We start from the raw sequence: 14,531 nt of genomic DNA on the forward strand, positions 1-14,531 counted from the left end.
CGTTGCGCCCTACCGTGAATCTACGGAAACAATCCGAAACACGATTGGCGTTCATGTCCGTCTCAGAGTTTCTCCGGCAGCGTGCAGTGGAAGTCAGCGTGAGCGGCAGCTACTCGCTGCCGCGCTGGTACGATTGTGAGGGCCAGCTGCGTACCTTCGCCTGCCGCACCAAGCGTGTCTCCCCGTTCCGCATGATCGTCGACGTGCCTGTTGTCGGAAAGGTCGGCGAGCGCGTGACCTCCTATTTCCAGGACTTTGGCGAATTCCAGTGCACCATCAGCGCGACGCTGAAGGCGGGCTTCCTGATGGAACTCGACATGACGCGGGAGCGGCGCGCCTGGATGTCGGAAAAGCTGACCTGGCTGGAGAAGAAGCAGAAGGACGCCAGCATTCTGGAACTGCGCAATGACGCGCGCTTCGTTCCGCAGGTCTCGCACAGCTTTCTGACGCTCGCCGACGGCAGCACCCATGCCTGCTTCATCATCGACGTCTCCACGGCCGGGGTCGCGATATCCTGCGAATACGACCCGCAGATCGGAACCCCGCTTGCGGTCGGCGCCTGCGTCGGGCGCGTCATTCGCAAATTCGACAACGGCTTTGCGGTCAAGTTCGCCGAGAAGCAGCAGCGGGACGACCTCGTCCGCCTGGTTGTCCGTACGCCCATGCTGCAATTGGCCTGAATCGGCCCGATCGATTTTAACTCAATTTTAACTAAATACTGGAGGTGCTGATCCCCGCGCGGTAGGGTGTGACCCAGCATGTCCGCAATCACTGCGGGCCCCGAGTTATTGGAAGTCCCGGAATGTCCATCGCTGAGTTCGCCCCGGCAGAGACCGCCCAAAACGCGCCCGCCGTCGCAAAGCCGCAGCTCCCGCCCGGCGTCATCACTGAAGGCCCGCTCGTCCAGGCCAAGTTGCGCGAAAGCTACCTCCTCCTCGGCATTCTCTACGTCGGCGCTGTCGCGGGCATCATCTGGGCCATCACGCAAGGCGTCGGCAGGGTGGAGCTGTTTACCTTCGCCTGGATGTTCGCGCTGACGACGTTCGGCATCGGCGCGGGCATGCACCGCCTGTTCGTCCATCGCAGCTTCCGCACCGGCCCGATCATGCGCGTCTTCTTCTGCGCCATCGCCCAGATGGCGGTGCAGGGCTCGATCGCGAAATGGGTCGCCAACCACCGTCGCCACCATCTATACGCTGACGATGTCGGCGATCCTCACAGCCCGCAATTCGACGGCTTCGGCAATCGCTATGTCAGCGCGTTCAAGGGCTTTTTGCACGCCCAGGGCAGCTGGGTGTTCGACCAGGCGACCACCGACAACGAATACTACGCCAAGGACATCCTCGCCGATCCGATCGCGATGTTCTTCGTGCGCACGCGCTGGGTCTGGTACGGGATGTCCGGCGTCTTCATTCCCGCCGTAATCGGCTACACCTTCGGCGGCGTGCACACCATGATCGGCTGCGTGCTGTTCTCCGGCCTGCTCCGCTGCTACCTGCTGATCCTCACCAGCCAGCTCACCGGCTCGGTCTGCCACGCCTACGGCTATCGCCGCTTCGAGGTCGAGGACGCCTCGACCAACGAGTTCGTGACCACGATCCTCACCTTCGGCGAGGGTCTGCACAACAACCATCACCGCTTCCCGCGGGACGCCTATATCTCGCACGCCTGGTGGGAGATCGATCTCAACGGCCTGATCATTCTGGGCATGGAGAAGATCGGCCTCGTCCACGACGTCTTCCACGCCTCGCACCGTCAGCTCGAGCTGGCGTCCGAAGCGGAAGCGCAGGCGGCCACGACGGCGCGCTAAGGCGGGAGGCGGCGGCCGTTCCTCCGGCCGCCTTGCCTCTGCTCCGCTGCCCTATCGCGGCCCCATTGCGGGATCAGCTTTTGAGGGTCTGTGCCTCGTGCCGGACCTCATTTGCAGACTTGCGATCGGGGGACCGAATGGCAGTCAACAAGATTAGGATTGATAAGATCACTTGGGACCGGGTTGGCCGGGTCACTGAGCCCGGACGCTACATGTACACCTTTGGCTGGCTGACGATTACGGCCGGCGATCTCGATATCTGGAAGCAATATCCGCAAGCCGCCTTCACGCTGCTCGCGCACCACGCCGAGCCGGACGAGGCCGTCGGCGAGGAATTCCATCTCGGCGCCTTCGACATCGCGCCGGACACCCCACCGCCGTTCACCACGCATTGAAGGGCGGGAACGCCGGCCCAAATCGCCTTGCGGGCTGCGCGCGGCGCAGGCGGCTGCGGGAACGCATGGCATGCACGTTGCTTAATCAACGTCATGATGCACATCCCCGCCGTCGACCAGGCCTTCCTGCTGCTGCTCATCGTCTTCTGCCTTGGCACGTGCCTCGTGCGCGCCTTCTGGGAGTTGGAGCAGGTGCGGGCACGCCGGGTCGCTGCGCCGCCCCGCGGGCGCACAACGAAGCGTGACTAGGCCGGTTAGCCCGGCCGCGCGTTGTCCAGGCGGAAGCCCCGCCGCCTCTGGACTCGCCGCTCAGTCACGTGCATCGAGAATCGAAGAAACCTGCGCAGTGCCTTGATCTGACTTGCCAATCGCGATCCGGTGGCGGGCGCGGACCGCTCCCATCGATGACGAATTGGTTCTGTCATGCGCTTGATTGCGCTCGTATTCTACACGTTCGGTGCCGATCCCGATGAACGCCGGCTGTCGCGCCTGTTAAGTGACGCGACAGCAAATGCATGACACATGGTCGCATCGGTAGACGTAGATAAGCAGATCAAGGGAACCTATTTTCGGCGCCGATGTACCTGATTGAAGCTTTGCCCACCGTCATCGGAACTGCCGCCATCGCCCCGGCGCTGCTGATGCTGTGGCTCGTCATTGCCGCCGAGGAGCGCCCGGGACCGCCGGCCCAGGTCTGGACTGCGTTCCTGCTCGGGGCGGCCAGCATTTCGCTGCTGGGCCTTGCCCGCGCGCCCTTCGCCAAGATGGTTGCGGCCCCCGACAACCCCTGGGCGGCGCTCGCCATGCATTCGGTCTTCGGGGTCGCGCTGCCCGAGGAAGCGGTCAAGGTGATCGCCATCGTGCTGGTCTCCTCGACCAAGCGGCGGACCTTCGCCAATCCGATGGACACCGTGGTCTATGGCGCCGCGGTCGGCCTCGGCTTCGCCGCCTACGAGAACCTCGCCTACCTCGTCCAGCACGCCGAGATGTGGCGCTCGCTGGCCGCGCTGCGCAGCGTGCTGACCGTGCCGTTCCACGGCGCGCTCGGCATCATCGCCGGCGCCTACCTGACGATCGCGCGGGCCGGCACGGCGCTGGGCGCCAACCGCCACCATCGCGACTGGGCCCGCCTGTCCAGCCGCCTGCTGATCTTCGCAGGTCCGCTCGCGCTGCATTCGGCCTTCGACTTCCCGCTGCTGACCTTGCAGCGGATGCCCGATCTCGATCCGACGCTGCGGATGTGGCTGGGCGGAGCGAGCCTGCTGATCGGCTTCAGCTCGATCGCCTTCGCCATCCGCCTGGTGCGGCGGGTCGCGCGCCATCACGCGCCGCGGACCGATATCGCGCGGGAGCGGCTTAGCCAGCTGCGCCGGATGTGGGCGCTGCTGCTCGCCGGCGGCGGCGTCGGCTTTCTCGGCCTCGCCTTCGTGCTGACCTCGATCCATCACTGGCTGATCAATCCCGAGCGCAATCTGACATTGGCCCTGATCCCGATCGGCTTCGTCTCGATCCTGCTCGGCCTCGCGCTCCTGATCGTCACGATCGCGATCTACATTCTCGGCCGCAACCGCGTTCGCACCAGCGGCGAAGGTTTTTCGTCAGCGCACGGCGGCGGTTGAGCCCCGGGATGGCAAGCGCGGTGTGTGCATACTAGATTGAGCAGACATCTTTCGATCTGGAGCCTGCCGATGACATCGCCTGAGGATTTTTCCCGGCTGCAATCCGCCATGAGCGAAACGGTCAAGGCGCATTGGAAGGCTTTCCTGTTCGAAGGCATCCTGCTTGCCGTTCTCGGCGTCGCCGCGCTGATCCTGCCGCCGCTCGCGAGCCTTGCGATCACGATCTTTCTCGGCTGGATGTTCCTGATCAGCGGCATCGGCGGACTGATCGTGACCTATTGGGCGCGCAGCTCGCCGGGATTCTGGTGGTCGCTGATCTCGGCCGCGCTGGCCGTGCTCGCCGGCATGCTCCTGCTGGCCCGGCCGATGCAGGCCGTGCTGACGCTGACTATCGTGCTCGGCGCCTACTTCCTCGCCGAGGGCGTCGCCACCATCATGTATGCGCTGGAGCACCGCCGCGAGCTGAGCAGCCGCTGGTCCTGGCTCCTGATCTCCGGCCTCGTCGACATCGCCATCGCGTTCATGGTGATCACGGGGCTGCCGAGCTCGGCGGAATGGGCGATCGGCATCCTCGTCGGTATCAATTTGCTGTTCGGCGGCGCCACCCTGATCGGCATGGCGCTGGCGGCTCGCAAGAGCAACAGTTGAGGCGCCTCGTGGCCGCTCGCGCCGATTGGGGGGTGACAACCCGCCAATCGCACGCTATATGAGCGGCCATGATCACCCTCGTCACCAGCTATTTTTGGTACTTTAGCTACGACAGCTCGCTGGCGGCAGGAGGATCGCGCTCAATCTGAATATTGAAGCAAACGTCCGAACAAGCCGCCAGACCTGGCGGCTTTTTTATTGCCGGCAGGTTCAAACAAACAGGAGCCCGCCGTGCTGAGCACGACCGACGATCTTCGTATCCGCGAACTGAAAGAGCTGAGCACGCCGGAAGAGGTGATGCGGGAAGTCCCGCGCACGCTCACCGCAACGCGTGTGGTGATGGCGGCGCGCAACGCCATCCATGCCATCCTCAACGGCCAGGACGACCGCCTGCTGGTCGTGGTCGGCCCCTGCTCGGTGCACGATCCCAAGGCCGCGCTCGAATATGCCGAGCGCCTCGCGAGCTTGCGCGAAGAGCTGGCCGACCAGCTCGAGATCGTGATGCGGGTCTATTTCGAGAAGCCGCGCACCACCGTCGGCTGGAAGGGCCTGATCAACGATCCTGACCTGGACGGCAGTTTCGACATCAACAAGGGCCTGCGGCTGGCGCGCAACGTGCTGTCCGCGGTAAACAATCTCGGCCTGCCCGCCGGCGCAGAATTTCTGGACATGACGACGCCGCAATACATTGCGGACCTCGTGTCCTGGGCCGCGATCGGCGCGCGCACGACCGAGAGCCAGATCCATCGCGAGCTGGCCTCGGGGTTGTCCTGCCCGGTCGGGTTCAAGAACGGCACCGACGGCAATGTGCGCATCGCTGCGGACGCGGTAAAGTCGGCCTCGCATCCGCATCATTTCATGGCGGTGACCAAGCTCGGCCGTTCGGCGATCGCTTCGACCGCGGGCAACGAGGATTGCCACATCATCCTGCGCGGCGGCAGCAAGCCGAATTACGATGCGGCAAGCGTCGCGGCGGCCTGCAACGATCTGGCCAAATCCGGCGTCGCGCCGCTGGTGATGGTGGATGCAAGCCACGCCAATTCGAGCAAGAAGCCGGAAAACCAGCCGCTGGTCATGGCCGACATCGCCGGCCAGATCTCGGGCGGCGAGAACCGTATCATGGGCGTGATGATCGAGAGCAATCTCGTCGCCGGCCGCCAGGACGTGGTGCCGGGCAAGCCGCTGACCTACGGCCAGAGCATCACGGACGGATGCATCGACTGGGCGACCACGGCAACCGCGCTCGAGCAACTCGCTGACGCGGTCGAGATCCGGCGCAACACGAAGCGCGCGGGGCTGCACGAACGCTCGGCGTAAGGCCAAAACCAACGCGGGCGGGGCGAGCTGTCGCGCCCTGCCCGCCGATAGCCACAAGCTAACAGCCGCGGCAGATGCTCTTGATCTTCTTGTCGAGCGCCGCGTCTTCCTTGTTCACGGGATTATTCGGATCGCTCAGATTTTTCTCGTTCGGTACGTCACCGGCGCGCGGCTGGCGATGTCCGATCGGCGCTTGCGGCACCGACCCGGACGTCGCGCCGCCGGATGTCGCCCCCTTGGAGCCGCTGGGCTGTGCAACCGCCGCGCCGCCAAGCAAGACCACGAGCGACGCTGCCACCACCATGATCTTCTTCATGTCCGTTCCTCCATTCTCAAACCCACGTTCTCTGCATCGCCGCTCACGTCTCGGGCGGATAGAGATGAACGTCGCCGCAATAATCCACGATACGATAGCGCGTTTCCTTTTCCGCTTCACGCGCGTCGGCTGCGGTATTTTGCACCGCCAACACATAATTCGGCCCCACCGGCGATTTGCCGGCGCCGCCGGGAATGTCGATGACATAATCGGGCTGACACAGTCCTGACACCCGTCCGCGCAACTGCCGCATCAAATCCTGCCCCTGGGCCAACGTCGTTCGCAAATGCACGGTGCCCGGCGCGAGATCGCCGTGATGCAGATAGTAGGGCTTGATCCGGCATTCGACGAAAGCTCGCATCAAATCCGACAAAGCGGCAATGCTGTCGTTAACGCCGCGCAAAAGCACGGACTGGCTCACCATGGGAATTCCGGCATCGGCAAGCCGCGCGCAGGCCGCGCGCGCAGGCCCCGTCAACTCGCGCGCATGGTTGGCATGCACCGCGACCCAGGTGGTCGCGCCCTCGACCTTCAACGCAGCCACCATCTCGTCGCTGATCCGCGCGGGATCGGCTACCGGCACGCGGGTGTGAAGGCGGATGATCTTGACGTGATCGATTCCCGCGAGATCGGCCATGATCTCGCTCATCCGGCGCGGCGATAGCATCAAGGGATCGCCGCCGGTCAGGATCACTTCCCAGATCTCGCTGTGCGAACGGATGTAGTCGATCGCCGCGCGATATGCGCCGTCCGAGAGCGCGTTCTCCTTGCCGGGCCCGACCATTTCGCGGCGGAAGCAGAAGCGGCAATAGACCGCGCAGACGTGGACGAGCTTGAACAGCACGCGGTCGGGATAGCGATGCACAATGCCCTGCACCGGCGAGTGCGGATGATCGCCGATCGGATCGGCGCTCTCGCCTGGCTGCATCTCCAGTTCTGCGGCGGTCGGAACGAATTGCCGCGCGATCGGATCGTCGGGATCGGACGTGTCGATCAGCTCGACCAGCGCCGGCGTGATCGCCACCGCATAGCGCGCGGCGACACGTTCGAGCGCGGGCAGCGCTTCGGCAGGTGCAAGCTGCGCGGCCACAAGTTCGGCCGGCTCACGCAGGGTGCGTGCAAGGTTGGTCTTCGTCATGTCTCACTTAACGTTTCATTTGCAGGCGGTGTCCACACCACCTGATCGATCCGCGCTGCGCCGCTCGCCAGCATCACCAGCCGGTCGAAGCCGAGCGCGACACCGCTCGCCTCCGGCATTTGGGCGACCGCGGCCAGAAAATCCTCGTCCAGCGGATAGGCCTCGCCGTAGCGGCGCTGCTTCTCCGCCATCGACTCCGTGAAGCGCTTGCGCTGTTCCTCGGCGTCGGTCAACTCGCCAAAGCCGTTGGCGAGCTCGACGCCGCAGGCATAGACCTCGAACCGCTCGGCGACCCGCGGGTCATCGGCCTTCACCCGCGCCAACGCCGCCTCTGGAGATGGGTATTCGAACAGAATGGTCAAACGCCCCTGCCCCAGATGCGGCTCGACATGCTCGACCAGGACCTTGCTGAAGATGTCGGACCAGGTGTCGTCCTCCGCCACCCGGACCTTGGCGCCGGCCGCCTGCGCGAGCGCGGCACGGTTACCCTCGCCGCCCGAAATTGTCGACAGCAGGTCGATCCCTGCGAACCGCTCGAAGGCGCCGGCGACCGTCACCAGCTCCGGCTCGGCGAAGGGGTCCGCGGCCCGGCCGCGGAACGAGAAATTCCCGATCCCGGTCGCCTGCGCGGCGCGGGCGATGACCACGACGGTGTCCGCCATAATGGCATCATAGGGGGCGCTGGCCCGGTACCATTCCAACATGGTGAATTCGGGCAGATGCAGGTCGCCACGCTCGCGATCACGGAACACCCGTGCGAATTCGAAAATCCGCTCCTCGCCCGCCGCCAGCAGCTTCTTGCAGGCGAATTCCGGCGAGGTCCGCAAGTACCGGCTGGCACGGCTGCCATCGGGCCGCATGATCTCGGTCCGGGGGGCGTGCAGATGGGTTTCGTTACCCGGGGAGACCTGAAGGACCGAGGTTTCGACCTCGAGGAACCCCTGCTCGGCGAAAAAGCCCCTGAGAGACCCGGTAATGGCCCCCCTGGCCTGGAGGAGCGGCCGCCGGTCGAGGTGCCGCGAGGGCGACCAGAACGGCGAAATCGGCTTGTCCCCAACCATCAACCGGCCGCCCCGCAGGCCAGCAAAATGCTGGCATTCAATGACAAAATGCGTATGTTGCGGCCCGAAACGGGTGCCGCGGTCTGATTTGAGGCCCCAGGTCCCCCATCAATTTGACCACGTCCTGGCCGGAGCCGGGCCAAGCAAGCAGGAAATATAGCTTTGAGAGTCATCGCCAGTTCTATTCGCAAGGGCAACGTGATCGAGCAAGACGGCAAGCTTTATGTCGTTGTGACCGCCGAGAACATCCATCCCGGCAAGGGCACTCCGGTCAGCCAGATCGAAATGCGCCGAATCTCGGACGGGGTAAAGATCTCCGAGCGCTACAAGACCACCGACCAGGTCGAGAAGGCCACGATCGAAGAGCGCAACTTCACCTTCCTCTATGAAGATGGCGACGGCTTCCATTTCATGAACCCGGAAACCTATGACCAGGTCCAGGTGTCCAAGGACGTCATCGGCGACGCGGCCGCCTATCTCCAGGAGAGTATGACGGTCAAGCTGTCGACGCATGACGTCAACGTGGTGTCGATCGCGTTGCCGCAGCGCGTGACGCTGGAAGTGGTCGAGACCGAGCCCGTGACCAAGGGCCAGACCGCCTCCTCCTCCTACAAGCCCGCGGTGCTCTCCAACGGCCTGCGCACCACCGTGCCGCCGCACATCGCCGTCGGCACCCGTATCGTGGTGATGACCGAAGACGGCTCCTACTCCGAGCGCGCCAAGGACTAAGCGAGGAATCAGAGCAGGTGCCGCCGGGGGCCGAGGCAGTGGTTGGGAAAAGTTTCCGCTTCGTCTCGCTGATTCTGGCGGCGCTTTCGCTCCTCACCGCCACTCCGCTCGCTGCGGACGAAATCCGCAGCCCTTCGCTCACGGCGCTGCGCGTCGATTGGCGCGCAGCGCTCGACCAGTTCCGCACCGAGGTCAACAGCCGTCCTCCGATCGCGGGCGACTTCATCTTCGCACCCCGCCGTTCGGTGCCACGCTACGATCCGCGCGCCATGCCTGCGCTGGTGCAGCTCAACGCGGTCTCATCGCAATTCTTCACCGGTATCGCCCGCAGCTCCGTGCCCGTGCTTCTGCCGTTCGATGCTGCCGCCTATCTCGAGGCGCAGCGCAATCGCGCGCCGGGGACACTCGCGCTCTCGCGCTATCAGGCCGATTTCAATCCCGTCGACATGTTTGATGCCGGCCCCTCAGGTTACAGTGCCAGCTTCTCGCTCGAACCCGGTGCCGGCGACGGCATGCCGAGCCGCGTCTACACAAGGCCGGTCGAGGTGCAGATCACGGGCTCGGCACTCGTTTACGACGTCGCCGATCCCGCCGGCGGCAAGGGCGAGCAGGTCAAGCCGCTTGCGGCAACCTATCCGGACCTGCGCAGGTTCATCCGGGAAGGCTATGTGCGCTACGCCTTCACCCGCTTCGGCGTTGCCTATGTCGTCTCCATCCAGTGCCTGGACAGCATCGCAAAGCCGCGGAGGCTCGCCTGCAAGGAAGCCTATCCGGTTGCCGAGCGCTTCCTGAAAGGGCTCCGCATCGCCGGCGGCCAGCGCATGCGGCCGCTCACGGACATGGCCTCCAGCATCATCGATCGTCCTTCAGCGCGGTCGCCGGATTTCACCTACCGACCGAGCGGCGACATCATCCCGAACACCGGCTATCGCAACAAGGCCGGCCATCCGGATGTGATGGCCTATGCGCAGATCCGTTTTCCGCTCGAAAAGGCGCCCGCCTTCGTGCGTTCGCAATCCTACGGCAAGCGCGACAAGAGCGACGGCCCGACGGCCTATCCCTGGCGCGACAATTTCTGCGAGTCCCGCAGTTTCGAGGTCTGGCAATGCGGCGGCGGTTATGGCCACCAGGGCGAGGACATCCGCGCCGCCGAATGCCCACCGCCCGGCGAAGGCCACGAACCCTGCGATCGCAAGCAGCGAGGCGTCGTCGCGGTGCGCGACGCCATCGTGATCCGCGGCGCCAAGGATCAGGCCGCGACGCTCGAGGTCAACAGCCGCACCGAGCATATTCGCTTCCGCTATATGCACATGAACCCGCAGGCGCTGACCGCCGACGGCATGCTCAACGGCCGCATCGTCACCGAAGGCGAGAAGATCGGCGTGGTCTCCAACTATCTCGACCATCCCGCCGGCACATCGATGCATTTGCATTTCGACGTGCAGGTATTTACTCGCGACGGCTGGATCTGGGTCAGTCCTTACGTCACGCTGGTCTCGGCCTATGAACGCCTGATCCACGCCCGCGGCCGCGAAGTCGGCCCGGAGATCGCCGGCACGCCGCAGCCGGTGGCGCATGCGTTGCCGGAGGACGTGATCAAGCCGGACCTGCGCGAGGGATCGAGCGGCGAGGAGAATTGAGGGGCGAGCTCGCTCATGGGGCCGCTACGGACTACTCCAACAGCGTCGTCAGCTGCGCGCCCTCGTCCGCCACGAACACCGCGATCAATTCCGCCGGCTCGGTCGCGCTGGCATTGGCCGAGACCAGATGCGTCGATCCCGGCGGCTCGAAGAAGGACTGGCCGACACCAAATGTCTCGACAGGACCGCCGCCAAGCTGGGAACGGATTTCACCCTTGGTGATGTAAGCGGTCACCGAGCCCGCGTGACGATGCGGCCGCGAGAATCCGCCGGGACCGTAGAACACACGCACGATGGTGACGCGCTTGCCCGGGACGTTCGGTAGCGCGTAGGAGCCGATCGGCTCGACCTTGTCGAGCGGCGAGCTCTCCGCCGCGGTCGCGCAGAGCGGCGCCAACGCGCCGGATACGGCGTCCATCGTCACCGGCAACGCCTTGCCGATCGCAAGCGCGCAGGCGAGCCCGCCGACGACGGCCAGAGCCATCGAGCGCGATGGCGCCGGACGCTGCGCATGGGTCAAACTCATTGCAGTCATGATAACCTCCCCTTGTTTTATCGTTGTTGCACTCAAGATGCCGCGGCGCTCGCTGCGACCGGCCGCTTCGCCGGCGTCCAGCGATACGCGGCGCCAAAGCGGTTCCAGACGTTGATCGAGGCGACCGCCGAGGTCAGGTACATCAGCTCGGTCTCGGAGAATTCGCCGGAAGCCTCCGCATAGACCTCTTCGCTGACGCCATCGGGCAGGCAGGTCAGCGCCTCTGCCCAGGCCAGCGCGGCCCGCTCGCGCGCGGAAAAGACCGGCGCCTCGCGCCAGACCGCGACCAGATTGAGCTTGTCCACGGGCACGCCGATCCGCTCCGACAACAGGACGTGGTGCTGCACGCAGAAGGCGCAGCCGTTGATCTGCGAGGCGCGCAGCTTGACCAGCTCGAGCAGCTGCTTGTCGAGGCCCGCCTTTGCCGCCACCTGGCCGAGCGCCAGCACCAGCTCGTACGCATCGGGCGCGATCTTCTTGAAATCCTCGTACTCGCCGCGGGCGTGTGACATTGGCGTTCACCTCGTGTATTGTAAGACTACTTACATCTTATAAGAGCTCTTATATGACACGCAAGACCGCTGCCATCACGAAATCGAAGGCTCCGCGGAAGCCGACCGCACCTGCCGAAATCGTTGCCGTTCGCGTGCCCGCGCCCGGAGAAGGCAAGCGCGGCGAGCAAGGTTATCTCGGCTATCTGCTGCGACAGGCCCACGCCGCGGTCCGCCTGACGATGGAACGGACGCTCGCCGACCTCGGCGTGACGTCGCCGCAATTTGCCGTGCTCACCATGCTGAACGCCTACCCCGGCCTCTCCGGCGCCGACGTCGCCCGGCTCACCTTCCTGACCCCGCAGACGGTCGGTGTGATCATTCGCAACCTCGATCGCGACGGTGCGATCGCAATGACGCCTCATCCGGTCCACGGCCGGATCCAGCAATGGACGCTGACGCAGCGGGGAACGACGCTGTTGAAGGCTTGCAGGGAGCGCGTGATCGCGCTGGAGAAGCGCCTTGCCGCAAGTCTGGACGCCAAGGCAGAGACCGCGATCCGGCGCTGGCTCGCCGGCATCGCCGCCGATTTGCAGGAGGACTAACCGGCTCTAGTCGCCTCCGTCACCACCGCAGCCGCCGTCGCCTCCATCGGCATCCGAGAAGTCGCTGACGGCGCCGTCGCCCTGAATGCCACGGCCAAAGTTCTCGGCGATGATCATCAGGATCACGACAAACAGCCCGGCGCCGAACGGCCAGGGATTGGTACGGATGATGTCGAACAGCTCCCGCATGCGCGCATTCTGGGCAGACGGAAGCAAACCGACCGTAAAGCGACAGGCTCACAATTGGGGATATCCGGGCAAGCCTAAGGACGCTCAGCCGCCCTTCAACGCTTTCTTAACCTCGCCGTCGGGCCAGGCATCGCCTGCCGCGCTCACGCGCACGCGGCTCTGATCGGTGGCATTCACCAGCACATGCGAACTCGTCCGATCACCGCTCGGCTCGAGACGCAAATCGGTTTCGGGCTTCCAGCTCAACGTGGTCGCGAGATCGCCGGGATAGATCCGCCATTGCGATCCGTCGTCGAGTTCGACGACATGACTTTCCGCGTGTGCCCGTATCTTCATTCCGCCCCGAATTCTCGATGAGCAGATTGCGTGCAGACGGCGGGCCCCGGCGCTCGGCCGGGGCCCAGCTCCGTCAGTCGTTGTCGTGATGAATCACGGTCTTGCTGCGATTGCCGAATTCATCTTCCTTCTTGATCACCGTGGTGCGGTTGGCAGGCTCGCGCTCCCTGATGACCGTGGTGCGGTCGCGATCGCGGTCCCGCTCACGATATTCGTGGGACTGTCCGACCGTCACGCCGGCTCCGACCGGGCCGACGTGAACGCCGACTTCGTCGGCGAACGCAGGAGCGGCGATGGCCGTGACCATGGCGGCGGCAAACAGATATCTTTTCATCTTCATCCTCCAGTGTATGCGGAGGGAATGCGGGACTGCGACACTTTGTTCCGGCGGAACGCAGCGCGATGGCCTGTTCCCGGTGTTCCAGGAACCGGCCCACAGCAGCCGTGATTCCCGCTAGAATGGGTCCATGAAACAAGCTGATTCCTCGGCCAATCACAGCCGCCGCGCCCTGCTTCGATCCACGCTCGGCGCAGCCGCATTCATCACATTCCCCACGCAGCTTCTCGCCGCGCCTCCGGGCTTCGACGAATGGCGCGAGGGTTTTCGTGCACGCGCCATGGCGAAGGGCATTTCGGCTGCGACCTGGCAGCGCGCGATGGCGCGGGTCGAGCCCGACATGAGCGTGTTCAAGCAGATGCGCAACCAGCCCGAATTCCACGAGCAGGTCTGGCAATACATCAACCGCCGCGTCTCGGACTGGCGCATCATCAATGGCAAGATCGCGCTGAAAAACAACGAGGCGCTGCTCGCGCGCATCGAGCGTGATTTCGGCGTCGAGCGCGGCACGCTGCTAGCGCTGTGGGGCGTGGAGTCCGCCTATGGCGATCCGCTGGTGCAACAAAACCACATGACGCCGGTATTCCCCTCGCTCGCCGCGCTCGCCTGGAACGAGCCGCGCCGCAAAGCCTATTGGGAGACCGAGCTGATCAACGCGCTGCGCATCGTCGACAAGGGCTGGAGCACGCCGGAGCAGATGCAGGGCTCCTGGGCCGGCGCGATGGGGCATTCGCAATGGATGCCGGAGGTCTGGCTCAATGTCGGCATCGACTATGACGGCGACGGCAAGGTCTCGCCGTTCGGCAAGCCCGACGACGCGCTGGGATCGACGGCAAAGTATCTCGTCAATCGCGGCAAATGGCATCGTGGCGAGCACTGGGGCTACGAGGTGCGCGCGTCCGGCGAGATGAGCGGCAACCGCACCTACGCGGCGTGGGCATCGGCCGGCGTCACTCGCGCCGACGGCCAGCCGTTTCCGCAACCGAATGCATCCGCGCAGATGTGGACGCCGGTTGCGGGCGGGCCGACATTCCTGCTGGGACCGAATTTCTATTCGGTGAAGAGCTACAATCCCTCGATGAACTATGCGCTCGCAATCTGCCATCTGGGCGACCGCTGCCTCGGCGCGCCGCCCTTCATCCAGCCCTTCCCCGGCTCAGAGCGCGCGCTGACGCTCGCCGAGGTGCAGGAGATGCAGACTCGCCTGACCAAGGCCGGGTTCGACACCGGCGGCACCGACGGCCGTGTCGGCAACGACACCATGAAGGCAATCAAGGATTTTCAGCAGCGCGCGGGGATCACGCCCGCCGATGGCTATGGCGGGCTGAAGGTGCTGGCGAAGTTGCGGCAGGGATCGTAGGGCCC

Annotated in this window: 19 protein-coding genes; 11 read left to right on the top strand and 8 right to left on the bottom strand. The window is 64.8% G+C overall.

Going from position 1 to position 14,531, the window contains the following annotated elements; genetic code table 11:
• Nucleotides 1-53: 53 nt before the first annotated feature.
• The 7 genes from AB7531_RS24085 to AB7531_RS24115 all read left to right on the top strand — a co-directional run bounded on the left by AB7531_RS24085 (nucleotide 54) and on the right by AB7531_RS24115 (nucleotide 5,789).
• Nucleotides 54-680 (top strand): PilZ domain-containing protein, encoded by a 627-nt coding sequence (locus AB7531_RS24085; RefSeq protein WP_063986390.1) that lies wholly within the window; start codon nucleotides 54-56, stop codon nucleotides 678-680.
• 122 nt (nucleotides 681-802) lie between these two features.
• Nucleotides 803-1,810, top strand: a complete 1,008-nt coding sequence (locus tag AB7531_RS24090) for an acyl-CoA desaturase (protein ID WP_063983472.1) — start codon at nucleotides 803-805, stop codon at nucleotides 1,808-1,810.
• 137 nt (nucleotides 1,811-1,947) lie between these two features.
• The gene (locus AB7531_RS24095) at nucleotides 1,948-2,205 is read left to right on the top strand and encodes a hypothetical protein (RefSeq protein ID WP_063983473.1); all 258 of its coding nucleotides are present in this window, start codon (nucleotides 1,948-1,950) and stop codon (nucleotides 2,203-2,205) included.
• 93 nt (nucleotides 2,206-2,298) lie between these two features.
• Entirely contained in the window at nucleotides 2,299-2,454 is a 156-nt protein-coding gene (locus AB7531_RS24100) for a hypothetical protein (RefSeq protein ID WP_187387714.1), read from the top strand.
• Between the two features lie 329 nt (nucleotides 2,455-2,783).
• Nucleotides 2,784-3,824 (top strand): PrsW family glutamic-type intramembrane protease, encoded by a 1,041-nt coding sequence (locus tag AB7531_RS24105; RefSeq protein WP_028151012.1) that lies wholly within the window; start codon nucleotides 2,784-2,786, stop codon nucleotides 3,822-3,824.
• A 69-nt stretch (nucleotides 3,825-3,893) separates the two neighbouring features.
• Entirely contained in the window at nucleotides 3,894-4,472 is a 579-nt protein-coding gene (locus AB7531_RS24110; RefSeq protein ID WP_063983474.1) for an HdeD family acid-resistance protein, read from the top strand.
• Nucleotides 4,473-4,703: 231 nt separating this feature from the next.
• Nucleotides 4,704-5,789 carry a 3-deoxy-7-phosphoheptulonate synthase gene (locus tag AB7531_RS24115; protein WP_063986391.1) on the top strand — a complete coding sequence of 362 codons (1,086 nt, stop codon included), beginning with the start codon at nucleotides 4,704-4,706 and terminating at the stop codon, nucleotides 5,787-5,789.
• A gap of 58 nt (nucleotides 5,790-5,847) precedes the next feature.
• Here AB7531_RS24115 and AB7531_RS24120 read toward each other — a convergent pair whose 3' ends face one another.
• Genes AB7531_RS24120 through epmA form a run of 3 tightly spaced genes read right to left on the bottom strand, consistent with a single transcriptional unit; the run spans nucleotide 5,848 to nucleotide 8,304 of the window.
• Nucleotides 5,848-6,105: a hypothetical protein gene (locus AB7531_RS24120; protein ID WP_063983475.1), complete on the bottom strand. Its 258-nt coding sequence runs from the start codon at nucleotides 6,103-6,105 to the stop codon at nucleotides 5,848-5,850.
• Between the two features lie 43 nt (nucleotides 6,106-6,148).
• Nucleotides 6,149-7,243, bottom strand: coding sequence for a lysine-2,3-aminomutase-like protein (locus AB7531_RS24125; protein ID WP_063983476.1), 1,095 nt, complete (start codon nucleotides 7,241-7,243; stop codon nucleotides 6,149-6,151).
• Complete coding sequence (epmA, locus tag AB7531_RS24130; protein WP_063983477.1) at nucleotides 7,240-8,304, bottom strand: EF-P lysine aminoacylase EpmA; 1,065 nt, start codon at nucleotides 8,302-8,304, stop codon at nucleotides 7,240-7,242. Before epmA ends, AB7531_RS24125 begins: the two co-directional genes overlap by 4 nt.
• A gap of 162 nt (nucleotides 8,305-8,466) precedes the next feature.
• Between epmA and efp the strand changes: the two genes are divergently transcribed.
• Together efp and AB7531_RS24140 are read left to right on the top strand one after the other, a co-directional pair.
• Nucleotides 8,467-9,033, top strand: a complete 567-nt coding sequence (gene efp, locus AB7531_RS24135; protein ID WP_063983478.1) for an elongation factor P — start codon at nucleotides 8,467-8,469, stop codon at nucleotides 9,031-9,033.
• A gap of 17 nt (nucleotides 9,034-9,050) precedes the next feature.
• On the top strand, nucleotides 9,051-10,673 hold the full coding sequence (locus AB7531_RS24140) for a hypothetical protein (RefSeq protein ID WP_063983479.1): 1,623 nt from the start codon (nucleotides 9,051-9,053) through the stop codon (nucleotides 10,671-10,673).
• 31 nt (nucleotides 10,674-10,704) lie between these two features.
• Here the strand turns inward: AB7531_RS24140 and AB7531_RS24145 are convergent, their stop codons facing one another.
• Complete coding sequence (locus AB7531_RS24145; RefSeq protein WP_063983480.1) at nucleotides 10,705-11,208, bottom strand: cupin domain-containing protein; 504 nt, start codon at nucleotides 11,206-11,208, stop codon at nucleotides 10,705-10,707.
• Between the two features lie 32 nt (nucleotides 11,209-11,240).
• A complete protein-coding gene (locus AB7531_RS24150) occupies nucleotides 11,241-11,720 on the bottom strand; it encodes a carboxymuconolactone decarboxylase family protein (protein WP_063983481.1) in 480 nt (159 codons plus the stop codon).
• Between the two features lie 53 nt (nucleotides 11,721-11,773).
• Between AB7531_RS24150 and AB7531_RS24155 the strand changes: the two genes are divergently transcribed.
• Complete coding sequence (locus tag AB7531_RS24155) at nucleotides 11,774-12,304, top strand: MarR family winged helix-turn-helix transcriptional regulator (protein ID WP_063983482.1); 531 nt, start codon at nucleotides 11,774-11,776, stop codon at nucleotides 12,302-12,304.
• Nucleotides 12,305-12,310: 6 nt separating this feature from the next.
• Here AB7531_RS24155 and AB7531_RS24160 read toward each other — a convergent pair whose 3' ends face one another.
• From AB7531_RS24160 to AB7531_RS24170, 3 genes are all read right to left on the bottom strand, one after another.
• The gene (locus tag AB7531_RS24160; protein ID WP_063983483.1) at nucleotides 12,311-12,493 is read right to left on the bottom strand and encodes a hypothetical protein; all 183 of its coding nucleotides are present in this window, start codon (nucleotides 12,491-12,493) and stop codon (nucleotides 12,311-12,313) included.
• Between the two features lie 84 nt (nucleotides 12,494-12,577).
• Nucleotides 12,578-12,829 carry a hypothetical protein gene (locus AB7531_RS24165; RefSeq protein ID WP_063983484.1) on the bottom strand — a complete coding sequence of 84 codons (252 nt, stop codon included), beginning with the start codon at nucleotides 12,827-12,829 and terminating at the stop codon, nucleotides 12,578-12,580.
• A 73-nt stretch (nucleotides 12,830-12,902) separates the two neighbouring features.
• Nucleotides 12,903-13,163: a hypothetical protein gene (locus tag AB7531_RS24170; protein WP_028151025.1), complete on the bottom strand. Its 261-nt coding sequence runs from the start codon at nucleotides 13,161-13,163 to the stop codon at nucleotides 12,903-12,905.
• A 133-nt stretch (nucleotides 13,164-13,296) separates the two neighbouring features.
• On the opposite strand from AB7531_RS24170, the gene AB7531_RS24175 reads away from it, so the two are divergent.
• Nucleotides 13,297-14,526 carry a lytic murein transglycosylase gene (locus tag AB7531_RS24175; RefSeq protein WP_063983485.1) on the top strand — a complete coding sequence of 410 codons (1,230 nt, stop codon included), beginning with the start codon at nucleotides 13,297-13,299 and terminating at the stop codon, nucleotides 14,524-14,526.
• The last annotated feature ends 5 nt before the right edge of the window (nucleotides 14,527-14,531 follow it).

This window comes from Bradyrhizobium sp. 63_E2_N1_3, from assembly GCF_052076005.1.
Taxonomy (GTDB): domain Bacteria; phylum Pseudomonadota; class Alphaproteobacteria; order Rhizobiales; family Xanthobacteraceae; genus Bradyrhizobium; species Bradyrhizobium barranii.

What these genes read in the sequence shown, in the direction of transcription:
- AB7531_RS24170 (WP_028151025.1), bottom strand. Translation starts at nt 13,163, where the DNA reads ATGAAAAGATATCTGTTTGCCGCCGCCATGGTCACGGCCATCGCCGCT.
- AB7531_RS24120 (WP_063983475.1), bottom strand. Translation starts at nt 6,105, where the DNA reads ATGAAGAAGATCATGGTGGTGGCAGCGTCGCTCGTGGTCTTGCTTGGC.
- AB7531_RS24175 (WP_063983485.1), top strand. Translation starts at nt 13,297, where the DNA reads ATGAAACAAGCTGATTCCTCGGCCAATCACAGCCGCCGCGCCCTGCTT.
- AB7531_RS24095 (WP_063983473.1), top strand. Translation starts at nt 1,948, where the DNA reads ATGGCAGTCAACAAGATTAGGATTGATAAGATCACTTGGGACCGGGTT.
- AB7531_RS24125 (WP_063983476.1), bottom strand. Translation starts at nt 7,243, where the DNA reads ATGACGAAGACCAACCTTGCACGCACCCTGCGTGAGCCGGCCGAACTT.
- epmA (WP_063983477.1), bottom strand. Translation starts at nt 8,304, where the DNA reads ATGGTTGGGGACAAGCCGATTTCGCCGTTCTGGTCGCCCTCGCGGCAC.
- AB7531_RS24085 (WP_063986390.1), top strand. Translation starts at nt 54, where the DNA reads ATGTCCGTCTCAGAGTTTCTCCGGCAGCGTGCAGTGGAAGTCAGCGTG.
- AB7531_RS24100 (WP_187387714.1), top strand. Translation starts at nt 2,299, where the DNA reads ATGATGCACATCCCCGCCGTCGACCAGGCCTTCCTGCTGCTGCTCATC.
- AB7531_RS24160 (WP_063983483.1), bottom strand. Translation starts at nt 12,493, where the DNA reads ATGCGGGAGCTGTTCGACATCATCCGTACCAATCCCTGGCCGTTCGGC.
- AB7531_RS24090 (WP_063983472.1), top strand. Translation starts at nt 803, where the DNA reads ATGTCCATCGCTGAGTTCGCCCCGGCAGAGACCGCCCAAAACGCGCCC.
- AB7531_RS24145 (WP_063983480.1), bottom strand. Translation starts at nt 11,208, where the DNA reads ATGACTGCAATGAGTTTGACCCATGCGCAGCGTCCGGCGCCATCGCGC.
- AB7531_RS24110 (WP_063983474.1), top strand. Translation starts at nt 3,894, where the DNA reads ATGACATCGCCTGAGGATTTTTCCCGGCTGCAATCCGCCATGAGCGAA.
- AB7531_RS24105 (WP_028151012.1), top strand. Translation starts at nt 2,784, where the DNA reads ATGTACCTGATTGAAGCTTTGCCCACCGTCATCGGAACTGCCGCCATC.
- AB7531_RS24155 (WP_063983482.1), top strand. Translation starts at nt 11,774, where the DNA reads ATGACACGCAAGACCGCTGCCATCACGAAATCGAAGGCTCCGCGGAAG.
- AB7531_RS24150 (WP_063983481.1), bottom strand. Translation starts at nt 11,720, where the DNA reads ATGTCACACGCCCGCGGCGAGTACGAGGATTTCAAGAAGATCGCGCCC.
- AB7531_RS24165 (WP_063983484.1), bottom strand. Translation starts at nt 12,829, where the DNA reads ATGAAGATACGGGCACACGCGGAAAGTCATGTCGTCGAACTCGACGAC.